We start from the raw sequence: 14575 nt of genomic DNA on the forward strand, positions 1-14575 counted from the left end.
ATCATATCACCATCGGACGCGCCGGGTGCAAGGGTGAAGCGGTGCGGTCCTTGCGCGGCCCGGGTTCCGCCCCTGTCCGCCCGCCGGGGCGCTGCCCCGGACCCCGGAGTATTTGGGCAAGGGTGAAGGGGCAAGGTGAAGCGGGCGGCGTGTCAGGCTTTGCGGGCGCGGATGACGGCTGTGGCGCAAAGGCGGTCGTGGCGCAGGGCGCCTTTCCAGCGCAGGGGGAAGAAATCATACCAGAACCAGACGAGGGCGAGGCCGGTCAGGGCGAGGGTGGCAATCATGCCGAGGGTAGCTGCGAGCGGGCGGTCCATCAGGGCGAACAGGGTTTCGGGTGCGAGGATCGTGGCCGGCAGGGCGAGCACGGCCGCGATGAGCAGGGGCGCAAGGCGGAGTGTTTCGCGCCGGAGGCCTGCGGGGCCAGCGACGCGCAGACCAGTGACGCGCAGGCCGAGGAGCCATTTGCCGGGGCTGGCGCGGCCCTTGCGGTGCAAGTGGCCCGAGATCAGGGCGAGGAGGACGAGGCAGAGGAAGGTTTGCGGCTGGAGCGTGGGCTGGAAGCGGCCGGTGGTGGGGTCGATGAAATAGCTGACGGATTTGCGCGAGGAGGTGTTTTCCGTTTGCACCGCATCGAAGATGAGGAATGCCGAGTGCAGGTCGGGCGCGCCGACGCTGAGTGCCGTGCAGAACCCGCTGGCCGCGATGCGCTGCGGTGCGAGGCCGGAGGCTGCGATGGTCGCCTTGGTGCACATGGTCTTTACCGGAGCGAAAGGCAGGCTGCCGGGATGGACCCAAGCGGGCAGGGGCAGGGCCACGAGAAGCGCGAAGGACAGGGCCGAGGCGAGGGTGAGATCGACGAGAAAGGCGAAGATCCTGCGCCAGAACAGACGGGGCGGAAGGGGGGGAGGAGAAGGCGGGGGCAGGGCGGTGGTCGGGCTCGACATGGGGTGTACGCGTCCGGTCGGAAACAACTTTGTGTTGTGATCGTGTTTGCGGGGGGGACGAGTCAAGGACTGGTCGTGCAGCGGAAGCTGGCGGCGGATGTGCGACCCGTCTGTCGCCCTGACCGTTGCGCGGGCGGTTGGTTGTCGCTAGGAACGCAGGTACCGAAATTCACGAGGCCCATCCCATGCGTCTGACCCGTTACTTCCTGCCCGTTCTGAAGGAAAACCCTGCCGAGGCGCAGATCGTGTCGCATCGCTACATGCTGCGGGCGGGGATGATCAAGCAGCAGGCGGCGGGGATCTATTCGTGGCTGCCGCTGGGCTTGCGCGTGCTGCGGCGGATCGAGACCATCGTGAACGAGGAGCAGGAGCGGGCGGGGCATATCCCGCTCTTGATGCCGACCTTGCAGCCGGCCGACCTGTGGCGGGAAAGCGGGCGCTATGACGATTACGGGCAGGAGATGCTGCGCATCACCGACCGGCAGAAGCGCGAGTTGCTTTACGGGCCGACCAACGAGGAGATGGTGACGGACATTTTCCGCAGTCATGTGAACAGCTACAAGGATTTGCCGCTGACGCTGTACCATATCCAGTGGAAGTTCCGCGACGAGATGCGGCCGCGCTTTGGCGTGATGCGGGGGCGCGAGTTCCTGATGAAGGATGGCTACAACTTCGACATCGACAAGGAGGCGGCGCTGCATGCCTATAACCGCCATATGGTCAGCTATCTGCGCACCTATGAGCGGATGGGGCTGACCGCCATTCCGATGCGGGCGGCGTCTGGCCCGATCGGCGGGGATAACACGCACGAATTCCTTGTGCTGGCGCAGACCGGCGAGTCGGAGGTGTTTTACGATGACCGCGTGACGGCGCTGAAGCTGGGGGCGCGCGAGATCGACTATGACGACCGCGCGGCGGTGGCCGATGTGTGCCGCGAGTTCACCACGCTTTATGCCCGCACCGACGAGACGCATGACGGGGCCGTGTTCGAGGCGGTGCCCGAGGCGCATCGCAAGGTGGGGCGCGGCATCGAGGTGGGGCAGATCTTTTACTTCGGGACCAAGTATTCCGAGGCGATGGGGGCGCTGGTCGTCAACGACAAGGGCGAGCGGGTGCCGGTCGAGATGGGGTCGCACGGGATCGGCGTGTCGCGTCTGCTGGGGGCCATCATCGAGGCGAGCCATGACGACAAGGGGATCATCTGGCCCGAGGGGGTCACGCCGTTCCCTGTGGGGATCGTGAACCTCAAGCAGGGCGACGCGGCGGCGGATGCGGCCTGCGAGGGGCTTTACAAGGCGTTGGCGGCCAAGGGGCTGGAGGCGCTTTACGATGACCGTGACGAGCGGGCGGGGGCGAAGTTCGCGACGATGGACCTGATCGGACTGCCGTGGCGCATCACGGTCGGGCCGCGCGGATTGGCGAACGGAGTGGTCGAGGTGACCAGCCGCCGGACGGGCGAAAGCGTCGAGATGACGCCGGATGCGGCGGTGGCGCGGATCGCCGAGATTTACGCGGGCGTCTGAGGGTTTTGCGGACCGGGAGGGTGCGGGAGGGCTTTTGCCCTCCCGTTTCTTTTTCAGGGGGTGGGATGGCGTTGCGGACGGAAGGTGAGTGTCTGTCGTCTCGCCCGCCGAGGATTAGAGGTGGCATCCCGTCGGATGGGCGAAAGCGAGAGGATGCCGTCGGGCGCGGCGGTCGAGCGGATTGCGGCGCGTCAAGCCTGTGTTCGGGCGGGCGAAGGCTTTTGCCGGAGTTTGGACCGGGGCAGTGTTTTGCCACGCATTTTTACTACCGCGATGTCGCGTGATGGTTTTTGGCGGGGTGCAGCGCGGTGCCGTACGGGCGGCGGAGGCACTGCCCATCGCGCGGGCTGATACAGATCAATGACGTAGGGCGTCCGGTCTGCGAAGGTTCCTTGGGCCTGCGAGCGGCCCTTCGCAGGAGAAACCGGATGGAATATCGCGTCACGGCCCGAAGGATCGACGGGCACGGGAGTGTCGTCATGGCCAAGGAGGCCGAAGTGGTGCTGGACACCGATCCGGCGGGACGGCGGGACGCGATGAATCCGGTTGAACTGCTGTTGTCTGCGCTTGCGGCCTGTATGTTGAAGGGTATCGAGCGGATGATCCCGATGTTGAAAATGCAGATCGACGGGGCCGAGGTCAGCCTGATGGCGGTTAGGCAGGATGCGCCGCCAAAGCTGGTCTCGATCAGCTACGAGATCGTGGTCGACAGCCCCGAGACCGAGCAGCGGCTTAACCTGTTGCACCGGAATGTGCTGAAATACGGTACGATTTCCAACACCCTGTCGCTTGCCGTGCCGATCGAGGGGGTCTTGCGGCGAAGCGGGGCTTCGCTTTCGTGACCGCGCGCGCGGCGTCCGTGCCTTGACGGGGTCGGGGGTTGCAAGCAGGGTGCGGGCGGAATTGGAACGGGTGGACCGATGGCTTCGACGCGGCCTTTTGCGGCTTTCGAGTGGATGATCGCCTGGCGCTATCTGCGGGCGCGGCGGGCCGAGGGCGGTGTTTCGGTGATGACGTGGATTTCGCTGGTCGGGATCACGCTGGCGGTGTTTGCGCTGATCGCCACGCTGGCGGTGCGGGCGGGGTTTCGGGCCGAGTTCGTCAGCACCATCCTTGGCGCCAACGCGCATGTGACGGTCTATTCGGCAGGGCGGGTCGATGCGGATGGCCGTCTGGTCAAGGGGTTTGACGATTACGATGCGCGGGCTGTGGCTGTGGCTGCGGTCGAGGGCGTGGTGCGGGCGGCGCCCTTGGTCAAAGGGCAGGTGATGGTCACCGCTGGCGAAGGGGCGACCGGGGCCGAGGTTTACGGGATACGGCCCGACGATCTGGCGGCGATCCCACGGGTGGGCATCGGGGCGGATGCAGAGGGGGATATTTCCTATTTCCCTGAAGGCATCGCCATCGGGTCGGGCATCGCGCGGGAATTGGGCGTGGGCTTGGGCGATCGGTTGCGGCTGGTGGCGCCGACGGGGGTAAAGACCGCGTTTGGCACCAGCCCGCGGGTCAATGCCTATGAGGTGGTCTATATCTTTACCGCCGGTCGCTATGACATCGACCGCACGCGGATTTACATGCCCTTCGACGAGGCGCAGAGCTATTTCAACCGCGAGGGGATGGCCGACGAGATCGACCTGACGGTGGCGCATCCGGAAACGGTGGAGGACATCGCCATGCCTATCATGGTCGCGGCGGGCGAGGGGGCGCTGGTCTGGACGTGGAGGGACAGTGCGGGGTCGTTCCTGCGGGCGCTGGATATCGAGGACAATGTGATGTTCGTGATCTTGTCGATCCTTGTGCTGATCGCCGCGATGAACATCATTTCGGGGCTGATCATGCTGGTGAAGAACAAGGGCCGCGACATCGGCATCTTGCGCACGATGGGGTTGACCGAGGGGGCGGTGCTGCGGGTGTTCTTCATCTGCGGGGCCTCGACCGGGCTGGTGGGGACGGCGATGGGGGTGGTGCTTGGCTGTCTGTTCGCGGTCTATATCGACCCGATATTCTCGGCGGTGAATTATCTGGCGGGGGGCGGGGTCTGGGATCCCTCGATCCGTGGCATCTATGCGCTGCCCGCGAAGTTGCAGGTGCATGATGTGCTTTCGGCGGTGTCGTTGTCGCTGTTCCTTTCCTTCGTCGTCACGCTGTTTCCGGCGCGGCGGGCGGCGCGGATGAACCCGGTAGAGGCGCTGCGCTATGAATGACGCGCTGGTTCTGGAGGGGATCGAAAAGGGCTATAACCGGGGCAAGCCATCGGAGGTGATGGTGCTGCGGGGGGCGTCGCTGAGCGTGGCGCGGGGCGAGGTTGTGGCATTGGTCGCCCCAAGTGGCGCGGGGAAGTCGACGCTTTTGCATATCGCGGGGCTGCTGGATGTGGCGGATGCGGGCCGCGTGGCCCATGCGGGGCGCGAGATGGCGGGGCTGTCTGACGGGGCGCGGACAGCGGCGCGGCGGGCGGATGTGGGGTTCATCTACCAGTTCCACCATCTGCTGCCCGAGTTTTCGGCGCTGGAGAATGTGGTTCTGCCGCAACTGGCCAACGGGGTTGCCAAGCGTGACGCGGTGGCGCGGGCGCAAGGGTTGCTGGGGCGCGTGGGCGTCGGTGCGCGGGCCGGCCACCGGCCTGCGGCGCTGTCGGGGGGCGAGCAGCAGCGCGTGGCGTTTTGCCGAGCGCTGGCGAATGGGCCGAAGCTGTTGCTGGCGGATGAGCCGACGGGGAATTTGGACCCTGCGACATCGGATCAGGTGTTCGGTGCCTTGATGGAATTGGTGCGCGAGACGGGGCTTTCGGCGCTGATTGCCACGCATAACATGGAGTTGGCGGGCAGGATGGACCGCATCGTGCGGCTGGAGGGGGGCCGCGTCGTGGTGTGACGCTTGCGCAGGGGGCGGGCTTCGTGGTTCTGTCGTGGTTAAGGACTGTGAACGGAGACTCCCCATGCAGCGCGCTTTCGTCTTCCCCTTCGGCATGGCGGTTCTGGCGGTGCTGGCCGCCTGCGTGATGCCCAAACGTGAGGCGCAGGTGCCGACGGGGGCTGCCGATTTCGCGGAACATTGCGTGGCCTGCCACGGGGTTTCGGGGCGGGGCGATGGCGAGGCTGCGGCGGGCTTGGCGAAAAAGCCCGCCGATCTGACGACGCTGACCGCACGCAACGGCGGGGTGTTCCCCGGCACGCGGGTGATGGCGCAGATCTGGGGCTATACGGGGCGGGATGAAGGCCGCGTGATGCCCGAGTTCAAGGAATTGCTGGATAGCGAGACGGTGCTGTTTGACGGCGGCGACGGGATCGCCACGCCCACGCCGCTGCGGTTGGTGCAACTGGCGGAATATGTGAAGGGGTTGCAGGCCCGCTAAAGCCCGAGCGCACGGCGCAGGGCGGCATTGGCGCGGGTTTGCCAGCCTTTTCCTTCGGCTTTCAGGGCGGCGAGGATATCACGGTCGAGGTGCAGGGTTACGCGCTGTTTGCGTTCCGCTTCCGGCAGGGGCGGGCGGCCGAGCTTGCCGTGATTTTGCAGGATTTCGACGAGTTCGGGGAAATCGGTCGTTGGCCTTTGACGGGCGAAATCCTCTGCGCTGAGTTCGCGCACTTCGCCATGCTCATCGGTCAGGGGCACGGAGGCTGCGCCAAGCTTTCTGTTCGCGTTCATTCGCCTTCCTCAAGCTGATGACTCGCACCCTGCCGTGGCGGGGTGTCCAAGCCAGAATGTGAAGCCTTGCGCCGATATAGCCCGTGGTGACAATCCGCGCTTCGCCGTAGTCGGTTCGCATGTCGGCCCCATGCGTTGCCGACGACCAGTCGAACCCGTCAAGCGCGGCGAAGTCGAGGCCGTGCTTAGCGAGGTTGGCATGGCGCTTTGGTTCGTCCCAGTCCCACATTTATATGCATACTTTAAGTGTGCAGGCAAGGGGGAGTGTGGGGTGGGGAGGGTTAAGCCGGGGTTAAGAGAGTCCCCGCCCCGGCCTTGACCCGGGGCCTCGTGGCGGACCGGGTGAGGGTGGGCTGGGGAGGTCCCGGGTTAGGCCCGGGGCGGGGTTGGGTAGGGTGCAGTGTGCGCTTGGCAGCAGTGTTGGGGTGGGGTTGTTGGGGCGTCGGACAGTTGGCACGTGTGAAGCGCGCACCCCACACGCACAGCCCTGATCGATGGAATCTCGTCTGCGGTACTGTTGATAACTGCACCAATTCTTTGAGATGCTGCGCCGTCTTGGTGACACAGAGTCTATCCAGACTTTTTGTCTCTTTTTAGAATTGCTATCAAAAACACAATGGGTATTACTATCACTGAAAGTCTCAAGCAGAAGTTAAGGGTGCTACTAAACGTTAAATACGATCCTGTTAGTGCATCTCTCAAAGAATGATCATCCGAAAAGAGATCACTGGCAATCAGTCCCAAAGCAAGTAGAGATCCCGGCGTCAAGGCGCTGATAAGGAGCAAGGATCTCAATTGTGCGCTCTCGAGGATTCTTAGCCGAACCGCAGCAGACATGACGATGTAAAGAGCAAGTGAAGCAAAAACAAACAAAAGCAGTCCATGCGCCAGTTCAAGCCTGCCGGTAGAGCTATTTGCGCCGATATCATTTAGAATTCTTTGTGCGAAATCAGCTTTGACGATGGCATCATCGCTCCTGTGGCCAGATTGCGAAAGTGACGGATTAACTAGATTTGAGAAAATGAAGGAAACAAGGAAAGCTGAAAAACCCACTATTCCAAAGATTAGAACTCTCAGCATTCTTTCTATCATTCTTGGTTATCTCTTCGTTTTTTAAGTCGTTGCAGATTGATTGGATTTCTACATGACGGGATAATCGAAGGTAAAATATTTTCTTGCTATCTTGAGTATCGTGGCGTTGGGTAAATCATTTTTTGGTCGAGCCCAACACTCTTGGGGACGAGTTGACTTTGCGGATGTCCATGGTCTTAAGGTTAAGTTCAATCTTGAGAATGGGATGCATAACCATTCATAATAGTTAGTCTCTGCTCTGGAGTGATCGAAGTTGAAGCGGTCTATACTGCCATCAGAGCCAAGCTGATGCCCCCTCACACATCCAACTCTTCCACAAACTTCGCATTCTCCTGAATATACTGGAACCGCAACTCCGGCTTCTTGCCCATCAACCGCTCCACCAGATCGCCGGTCATGCCCGGTTCGTCCTCGTCGATGGAAACGCGGATGAGTTTGCGGGTGAGGGGGTTCATGGTGGTGTCTTTGAGGTCTTTGGCGTCCATCTCGCCAAGGCCCTTGAAGCGTTGCACGTCGATCTTGCCTTTGCCGCCCAAGCCTTTGGCCAGCCACAGTTCTTTTTCGGCGTCGTCTGCCACATACAGGCGTTTTGCGCCTTGGGTCAGGCGGTAGAGGGGGGGCAGGCGAGGTAGAGGTGGCCTTTGTCGATCAGCGGGCGCATCTGGGTGAAGAAGAAGGTCATCAGGAGGGACGCGATATGGGCGCCGTCGACATCGGCGTCGGTCATGATGATGATCTTGTCGTAGCGCAGATCGTCGACCTTGAACTTGGTGCCCATGCCCACGCCGAGGGCTTCGCAGATGTCGCGGATTTCGCTGTTGTCGTGGAGTTTGTTTGACGCGGCCCCGAGCACGTTGAGGATTTTGCCCTTGAGCGGGAGCAGGGCCTGGGTTTCGCGTTCGCGGGCACCTTTGGCGCTGCCGCCCGCCGAGTCGCCTTCGACGATGAAAAGCTCGGTCCCTTCGCGGGTTTTCGAGGTGCAGTCGGTCAGTTTGCCCGGCAGGCGGAGTTTTTTCGTCGCCGTCTTGCGGGCGGTTTCTTTCTCTTGGCGGCGGCGCAGGCGTTCTTCGGCGCGCAGGATCAGGAAGTCGAGGATCGCGCCTGCGGATTTGGTGTCGTTCGCCAGCCAGTTGTCGAAGTGGTCGCGCACCGCACCCTCGACCCATTTGGCGGCTTCCTCGGTGGCGAGGCGGTCTTTGGTCTGGCCCACGAATTGCGGTTCGCGGATGAAGCACGACACCAGCGCGCAGCCGCCCGCCATGAGGTCTTCGCGGGTGATCAGTTCGGATTTGCGGTTTTTCACCAGATCGCCATAGGCGCGGATGCCGCGCAGGATGGCGGCCCAGAAGCCTGCCTCGTGCGTGCCGCCTTCGGGGGTGGGGACGGTGTTGCAGTAGGACTGGATGAAACCGTCGCGGGCGGGTGTCCAGTTGATCGCCCATTCGACGGAGCCGGGGACGTTGTATTTTTCGGTGAAGCTGACTTTGCCCGCAAAGGGGCGGTCGGCGTAGGTGGTGGTTTTTTGCAAAGAGTCGGCGAGGTAATCGCCTAGGCCGTTCGGGAAGTGGAAGGTGGCCTCAAGCGGGGTTTCGCCATCGTTGACGGCGGTCTTCCAGCGGATTTCGACGCCGGAGAAGAGGTAAGCCTTGGAGCGGACCATCTTGAACAGGCGGGCGGGTTTGAAGGTCTGGCTGCCGAAGATTTCATGGTCGGGGTGGAACAGCACCGTGGTGCCGCGCCGGTTCTGGACGGGGCCGACCTTGGCCACGGGGCCTTGGGGGATGCCGCGCGAGAAGGACTGGACGTAGAGTTCCTTGTTCAGCGCGACCTCGACCCGCATCAGGTCGGACAGGGCGTTGACGACCGAGGCGCCGACGCCGTGGAGGCCGCCTGACGTGGCATAGGCGTTGCCGCCGAATTTGCCGCCTGCGTGGAGGGTGCAGAGGATGACTTCCAACGCGGATTTGCCGGGGAATTTGGGGTGGGGGTCGACGGGGATGCCGCGGCCGTTGTCGCGGACGGTGACGGAATTGTCGGCGTGGAGTTCGACCTCGATCCGGTTGGCGTGGCCTGCGACCGCTTCGTCCATCGAGTTGTCGAGGATTTCGGCCACGAGGTGGTGCAGCGCGCGTTCATCGGTGCCGCCGATATACATGCCGGGGCGTTTGCGGACGGGCTCGAGCCCTTCGAGCACCTCGATCGACGAGGCGTCATAGGTCTGCGTGCCTGCGGAAAGGAGGTCGTCGGCCATGGGATGCTCGATTCTTCTTATGGAGGTCGTGAGCCGCCATTAGACCATCCATGGGGGGGAGGGCGCAAGATGTTGGGGCTAGTCGGCGATTTCATAAGGCAGAAGGCCGCGGCGGTCGGGGTCGACGCGCAGGCGGCGTTCCAAGGGCGGGACCGAACGCTGGTGGCAATCGCTGCGTTCGCAGATGCGGCACGAGATGCCGAAGGGTTCGAACCGGCCCTTGAGGTCGAGACCGTCGGAATAGACGAGGGCGGGGGCGTGCTGCACCTCGCAGCCCAGACCGATGGCGAAGCGTTTGACGGGGGCGTGGAAGGCTCCGCCGGGTTTGGAGACATCGCGGGCGAGGCAGAGGTAGCGCACGCCGTCGGGGGTTTCGGCGAGTTGGCGCAGGAACTGGCCGGGGGTTTCAAAGGCGCGGTGCACGTTCCACAGCGGGCAGGCCCCGCCGAAGCGGGCGAATTGCAGGCGTGTGGCAGAGTGGCGTTTGGTGATGGTGCCCGCTTGGTCGACGCGGACGAAGAAGAAGGGGATGCCCTTGGCACCCGGTCGTTGCAGGGTGGAGAGGCGGTGCGCAACCTGTTCGATGGAGGCGCCGAACAGGTCGGCAAGACGTTCGAGGTCGTGGCGGGTCTCCAAGGCGGCTTGCTGGAAGGCGCGGTAGGGCAGCAGGGCTGCGCCCGCGAAGTAGTTCGCAAGGCCGATCTTGGCGATGTCGCGGGCTTCGGGGGTGGTGAAGCGGGCGAGGTCGAGGGTGGCTTCGATCAGCTCGTTTTGCGTGAGGAGGGCGACTTGGAGGAGCAGTTGGAAGCGCTGGGTCGGGCCTGCGCTGCGGTCTGACAGGGTGAGCGTGCGGGTGGCGGGGTCGTAGTGGCGCAGGTCGGGGTTGCCGGAAAAGGCGAGGGCGATGCCGCGCTTTGCAAGCGCCTCGGTTGCGGTTTTCAGGATGTCTTGGCGGGGGGTTGCGGGGGCAGCGAAATGTTCGGCGGCGCGGTCGATGGCGTCGATGTAATTGTCGCAATAGTGGAAGAAATCGCGCACCTCCTCCCACGGGGAGGCGCGTAAGGAGGCATCGTCGCGGCCCAAGGCTTCGTCGAGGCTGGCGAGGCGTTCGTGGGTCTGGCGGTAGGCGCGGTGCAGGTCGAGGAAGGCGCGGGCAAGGGCGGGTGCGTTCGAGGCTGCAAGCCGCAGGTCGGCGAGGGGCGGGGCGGTTTTGGCGAAGACGGGGTCGGCGAGGGCTTCGCGCATGTCGGACACGAGGCGTTCGCTTTCGCCCACGGTGAGTTCGGTGACGTCGAGGCCGAATTCCTGTGCGAGGGCAAGGACGACAGAGGCCGAGACGGGGCGGTGGTTGTTCTCCATCTGGTTGAGGTAGGGGAGAGACACGCCGAGTTTGTCGGCGAAGATCTTTTGCGTCAGGGCAAGGCGGGCGCGCATCTCGCGCAGTTTGGCGCCGGCGTAGAGTTTCTGGATGGCCATGGCGGTGCCTTTGCAAAGCGGGCTGCGTTGGGTTGCAAAGTTTCGTGGAATGGGCGGGGCGTCAAGGGTGCCGATGGATTGTTGTTTTGGGGCGTAGAACGCGGCGCGAGGGGCGCGCCCGCACTGCGGGGTGGGTGCACGTATACGTGCGCCCGCCCCGTGGGGGCGGTGCGGGCGCGCCCCGTGGCTTTGGGCCACGGGGCAATCCCAGATGTTGCCTTATGCCGAAAGCCCGATCGCCCTTGCCCGCCGCATGACCCAATAGATCGCGAAAAGCGAGGCGGTGGCGCAGGCGAGCATCAGCAGGACGAGGGGCATCTCGTCCGAGCCGGGGCCGAGGAGGGCGCCTGCGAGAGCGGCGATGGCGGCACCACCGCCGATCTGGATCGCGCCGCCGAGGCCCGAGGCGGTGCCTGCAAGTTCGGGGCGGACCGACAGCATTCCTGCGTTGGCGTTCGGCAGCGTCATGCCGTTGCCCGCGCCGACAAAGAGGGTGCAGCCGAAGAAGACGAGGGCCGAGTGGATGCCTGCGAAGGTGAGCACGAGGAGCAGGCCGAGGCCCGCCATGGTAAGGAGCGAGCCGAGCAGGATCATCCGGTTCAGGCCGAGGCGCACGGAATAGCGGCCCGCGACGAAGTTTCCGGCGGCATAGCCGATTGCGGTGATCGCGAAGAGAAGGCCGATGTGCGACGAGGTCAGCCCGAACACCACATTGCCGACATAGGGTGCGCCGCCAAGGTAGGCGTAGAAGGTGCCTGCCGTGAACGACGCGCAGAGCACATAGCCCCAGAAACGCTGCGATTTCAGCAGCGTCGGGTAGCTTCGCATCTGGTCGGCCAGACTGACGCGGCGGATCGTGGCGGTCTCGCCCAGGTCGGCCCATGTGAGGGCGAGGGTGGCCGCACCGAGGATGAGGAGGAGGCCGAAGTTGGCGTGCCAGCCGAAAGCCTCGTCCAGGACACCGCCGACGACGGGGCCGATCATGGGAACGATGGACATGCCCATGGTGACGTAGCCGATCATGCTGGCGGCCTGCGCGTCGGGGACCATGTCGCGCACGACGGCGCGCGACAGGACCATTCCGGCTGCGATGACGGCTTGCGCCATGCGGAAGATCAGGAAGGTGGTCGCGGTCTGGGCCAGAAGGGTGCCTGCGGTGGCGATCAGGAACAGCACCAGCGAGACGAGCAGCACGCGGCGGCGGCCGAAGCGGTCGGAGACGGGGCCGATGATGACTTGCAGCACCGCCGAGAGCGCGAGGTAGAGCGCGACCGAAAGCTGCATGAGCGAGTAGGGCGCGCCGAAATAGGCCGCCATGCCCGGAAGCGACGGCAGGAAGATGTTCATCGCCAGCGCGGAAAGCCCTGCAAGCAGGATCAGCGTGGCGATATGGGGCGGGGTGGTGCGGTCGAGGAAGCGGGACGTTTTCATTTTGCGGATTTAGGGCGCGGAGCGGGGCGTGTCACGTCCATTTGTGGAAAATGAAGAAAGCGCCGAGCGCGATGAAGGCAAAGCCGAGCGCGTGGTTCCAGCCGAGCGGTTCTTTCAGGTAGAGCGTCGAGAAGACGGCGAATACGATCAGGGTGATGACCTCTTGTATCGTTTTCAGTTGCGCCGCGTTGAATACGCCGTAGCCGATGCGGTTGGCGGGGACCATTAGCACATATTCGAAGAAGGCGATGCCCCACGAGACAAGGATCACCCACCAGAGGGCGGCGGATTTGTCCTTGAGATGGCCATACCACGCGAAGGTCATGAAGACGTTCGAGGCAAGCAGAAGGCCGATGGTGGCAAGGGGGGCGGGGATGGCTGGCATGGTGACCTGTCGGGTTTGAAATGCGGTTCTTGTCGTGTTGGCCGGTGGTCTTGCGGAAAGGCCGGGAGGGCTGTCTGCCCTCCCGGACCCACCCGAGGATATTTTCAGACAGAAAATGACGGGGTCGTCGGGGGGCTGTTCTAGTCGCGGGTGGTGGAAAAGGCGAGGAGTTTGCAGATTTGCGTTTCGCGTTGTCGGCTCTGACAAATATTTGCAAATTTGCGAGGTTCCGTTTTGCGGCGCAGCATTGCTTCGCTATGGTCCGCTGAAATCGGGGGGAATCTGGCCATGAAAGATATCTTGCAAGAGCTGGAAGACCGCCGCGCCGTGGCGCGGGCGGGGGGCGGCGAGAAGCGGGTGGCAGCCCAGCACGCCAAGGGCAAGCTGACCGCGCGGGAACGGATCGAATTGCTGCTGGACGAGGGCAGTTTCGAGGAATTCGACATGTTCGTGCAGCATCGTTGCACGGATTTCGGGATGGAGCAGACGAAGACTCCGGGCGATGGCGTGGTGACGGGCTGGGGCACGGTCAACGGGCGCATGGTCTATGTCTTTGCGCAGGATTTCACCGTGCTGGGCGGGTCGGTTTCGGAGACGCATGGCGCGAAGATCTGCAAGATCATGGATATGGCGATCCAGAACGGCGCGCCGGTGATCGGGATCAACGATTCAGGCGGTGCGCGGATTCAGGAAGGGGTCAGCTCGCTTGCGGCTTATGGCGAGGTGTTCCAGCGCAACGTGCTGGCATCTGGCGTGGTGCCGCAGATTTCGCTGATCATGGGGCCTTGTGCCGGCGGGGCGGTTTACAGCCCTGCGATGACGGACTTTATCTTCATGGTGAAGGATTCGTCTTACATGTTCGTCACCGGGCCGGATGTGGTGAAGACCGTCACCAACGAGCAGGTCACGGCGGAAGAACTGGGCGGGGCTGCGACCCATACCAAAAAGTCGTCTGTGGCGGACGGGGCGTTCGAGAATGATGTCGAGGCGCTGGCCGAGACGCGGCGGTTGATCGACTTTCTGCCGCTCAACAACCGCGAGAAGGCGCCGGTGCGGCCGTTCTTTGACGATCCGGCGCGGGTGGAGATGTCGCTTGATACGCTGGTGCCGGACAATCCGAACCAGCCTTACGACATGAAGGAACTGATCCTGAAGATCGCCGACGAGGGCGATTTCTTCGAGATCCAGAAGGATTATGCGGCCAATATCATCACGGGCTTCATAAGGCTCGAGGGGCAGTCGGTCGGTGTTGTCGCCAATCAGCCGATGGTTCTGGCGGGGTGTCTGGATATCGACTCGTCGCGCAAGGCCGCGCGCTTCGTGCGGTTTTGCGATGCGTTCGAGATTCCGATCCTGACGCTGGTCGACGTGCCGGGCTTCCTGCCCGGTGTGACGCAGGAATATGGCGGGGTGATCAAGCACGGGGCGAAGCTTTTGTTTGCCTATGCCGAGGCGACGGTGCCCAAGGTGACGGTGCTGACGCGCAAGACCTATGGCGGGGCTTACGTGGTGATGTCGTCCAAGCATCTGCGCGGCGATTTCAACTATGCGTGGCCGACTGCCGAGGTTGCCGTGATGGGGGCCAAGGGGGCGGTCGAGATCCTGTATCGCAGCGAATTGGGCGACAAGGAGAAGATCGCGGCACGGGTCAAGGATTACGAGGACCGTTTCGCCAACCCCTTTGTCGCGGCGGAAAAAGGCTTTATCGACGAGGTGATCATGCCCCATTCCACCCGCCGCCGAGTGGCGCGGGCTTTCGCCAGCCTGCGGACCAAGAAGCAGGCGAACCCGTGGAAGAAGCACGACAACATTCCGCTGTGAT

13 protein-coding genes and 1 pseudogene are annotated in these 14575 nt (G+C 63.4%); 6 read left to right on the forward strand and 8 right to left on the reverse strand.

Annotated features, from left to right (window positions below; genetic code table 11):
• Nucleotides 1-152: 152 nt before the first annotated feature.
• Nucleotides 153-947 carry a hypothetical protein gene (locus HYN69_RS05005; RefSeq protein ID WP_108434782.1) on the reverse strand — a complete coding sequence of 265 codons (795 nt, stop codon included), beginning with the start codon at nucleotides 945-947 and terminating at the stop codon, nucleotides 153-155.
• Nucleotides 948-1132: 185 nt separating this feature from the next.
• Here HYN69_RS05005 and proS point away from each other — a divergent pair, with 185 nt between their 5' ends.
• The 5 genes from proS (at nucleotide 1133) to HYN69_RS05030 (ending at nucleotide 5825) form a co-directional block, all read left to right on the forward strand.
• Nucleotides 1133-2470 carry a proline--tRNA ligase gene (gene proS, locus HYN69_RS05010; protein ID WP_108434783.1) on the forward strand — a complete coding sequence of 446 codons (1338 nt, stop codon included), beginning with the start codon at nucleotides 1133-1135 and terminating at the stop codon, nucleotides 2468-2470.
• A gap of 428 nt (nucleotides 2471-2898) precedes the next feature.
• Entirely contained in the window at nucleotides 2899-3312 is a 414-nt protein-coding gene (locus HYN69_RS05015) for an OsmC family protein (RefSeq protein WP_108434784.1), read from the forward strand.
• Nucleotides 3313-3390: 78 nt separating this feature from the next.
• Complete coding sequence (locus tag HYN69_RS05020; RefSeq protein ID WP_108434785.1) at nucleotides 3391-4674, forward strand: lipoprotein-releasing ABC transporter permease subunit; 1284 nt, start codon at nucleotides 3391-3393, stop codon at nucleotides 4672-4674.
• A complete protein-coding gene (locus HYN69_RS05025) occupies nucleotides 4667-5344 on the forward strand; it encodes an ABC transporter ATP-binding protein (protein ID WP_108434786.1) in 678 nt (225 codons plus the stop codon). The genes HYN69_RS05020 and HYN69_RS05025 overlap by 8 nt, the downstream gene beginning before the upstream one ends.
• 64 nt (nucleotides 5345-5408) lie before the next feature.
• Nucleotides 5409-5825, forward strand: coding sequence for a c-type cytochrome (locus HYN69_RS05030; RefSeq protein WP_108434787.1), 417 nt, complete (start codon nucleotides 5409-5411; stop codon nucleotides 5823-5825).
• On the opposite strand, the gene HYN69_RS05035 is transcribed toward HYN69_RS05030, so the two are convergent.
• The 7 genes and pseudogenes from HYN69_RS05035 to HYN69_RS05060 all read right to left on the reverse strand — a co-directional run bounded on the left by HYN69_RS05035 (nucleotide 5822) and on the right by HYN69_RS05060 (nucleotide 12753).
• The gene (locus HYN69_RS05035; protein ID WP_108434788.1) at nucleotides 5822-6118 is read right to left on the reverse strand and encodes a BrnA antitoxin family protein; all 297 of its coding nucleotides are present in this window, start codon (nucleotides 6116-6118) and stop codon (nucleotides 5822-5824) included. The two genes, HYN69_RS05030 and HYN69_RS05035, sit on opposite strands and share 4 nt — an antisense overlap.
• The gene (locus HYN69_RS05040; RefSeq protein ID WP_108434789.1) at nucleotides 6069-6347 is read right to left on the reverse strand and encodes a BrnT family toxin; all 279 of its coding nucleotides are present in this window, start codon (nucleotides 6345-6347) and stop codon (nucleotides 6069-6071) included. The genes HYN69_RS05035 and HYN69_RS05040 overlap by 50 nt, the downstream gene beginning before the upstream one ends.
• Nucleotides 6348-6688: 341 nt before the next feature.
• Nucleotides 6689-7210 (reverse strand): hypothetical protein, encoded by a 522-nt coding sequence (locus HYN69_RS20485; protein WP_159082365.1) that lies wholly within the window; start codon nucleotides 7208-7210, stop codon nucleotides 6689-6691.
• Between the two features lie 296 nt (nucleotides 7211-7506).
• Nucleotides 7507-9461 (reverse strand): annotated as a pseudogene (gene parE / locus HYN69_RS05045) (DNA topoisomerase IV subunit B).
• Between the two features lie 78 nt (nucleotides 9462-9539).
• Nucleotides 9540-10937: a helix-turn-helix domain-containing protein gene (locus HYN69_RS05050; RefSeq protein ID WP_108434790.1), complete on the reverse strand. Its 1398-nt coding sequence runs from the start codon at nucleotides 10935-10937 to the stop codon at nucleotides 9540-9542.
• A 219-nt stretch (nucleotides 10938-11156) separates the two neighbouring features.
• Nucleotides 11157-12368 (reverse strand): multidrug effflux MFS transporter, encoded by a 1212-nt coding sequence (locus HYN69_RS05055; protein ID WP_108434791.1) that lies wholly within the window; start codon nucleotides 12366-12368, stop codon nucleotides 11157-11159.
• A gap of 31 nt (nucleotides 12369-12399) precedes the next feature.
• The gene (locus HYN69_RS05060) at nucleotides 12400-12753 is read right to left on the reverse strand and encodes a DMT family protein (protein WP_108434792.1); all 354 of its coding nucleotides are present in this window, start codon (nucleotides 12751-12753) and stop codon (nucleotides 12400-12402) included.
• Nucleotides 12754-13041: 288 nt separating this feature from the next.
• Here HYN69_RS05060 and HYN69_RS05065 point away from each other — a divergent pair, with 288 nt between their 5' ends.
• Nucleotides 13042-14574, forward strand: a complete 1533-nt coding sequence (locus HYN69_RS05065) for an acyl-CoA carboxylase subunit beta (protein WP_108434793.1) — start codon at nucleotides 13042-13044, stop codon at nucleotides 14572-14574.
• The last annotated feature ends 1 nt before the right edge of the window (nucleotide 14575 follow it).

It is taken from the genome of Gemmobacter aquarius, from assembly GCF_003060865.1.
Classification (GTDB): Bacteria; Pseudomonadota; Alphaproteobacteria; order Rhodobacterales; family Rhodobacteraceae; genus Paragemmobacter; species Paragemmobacter aquarius.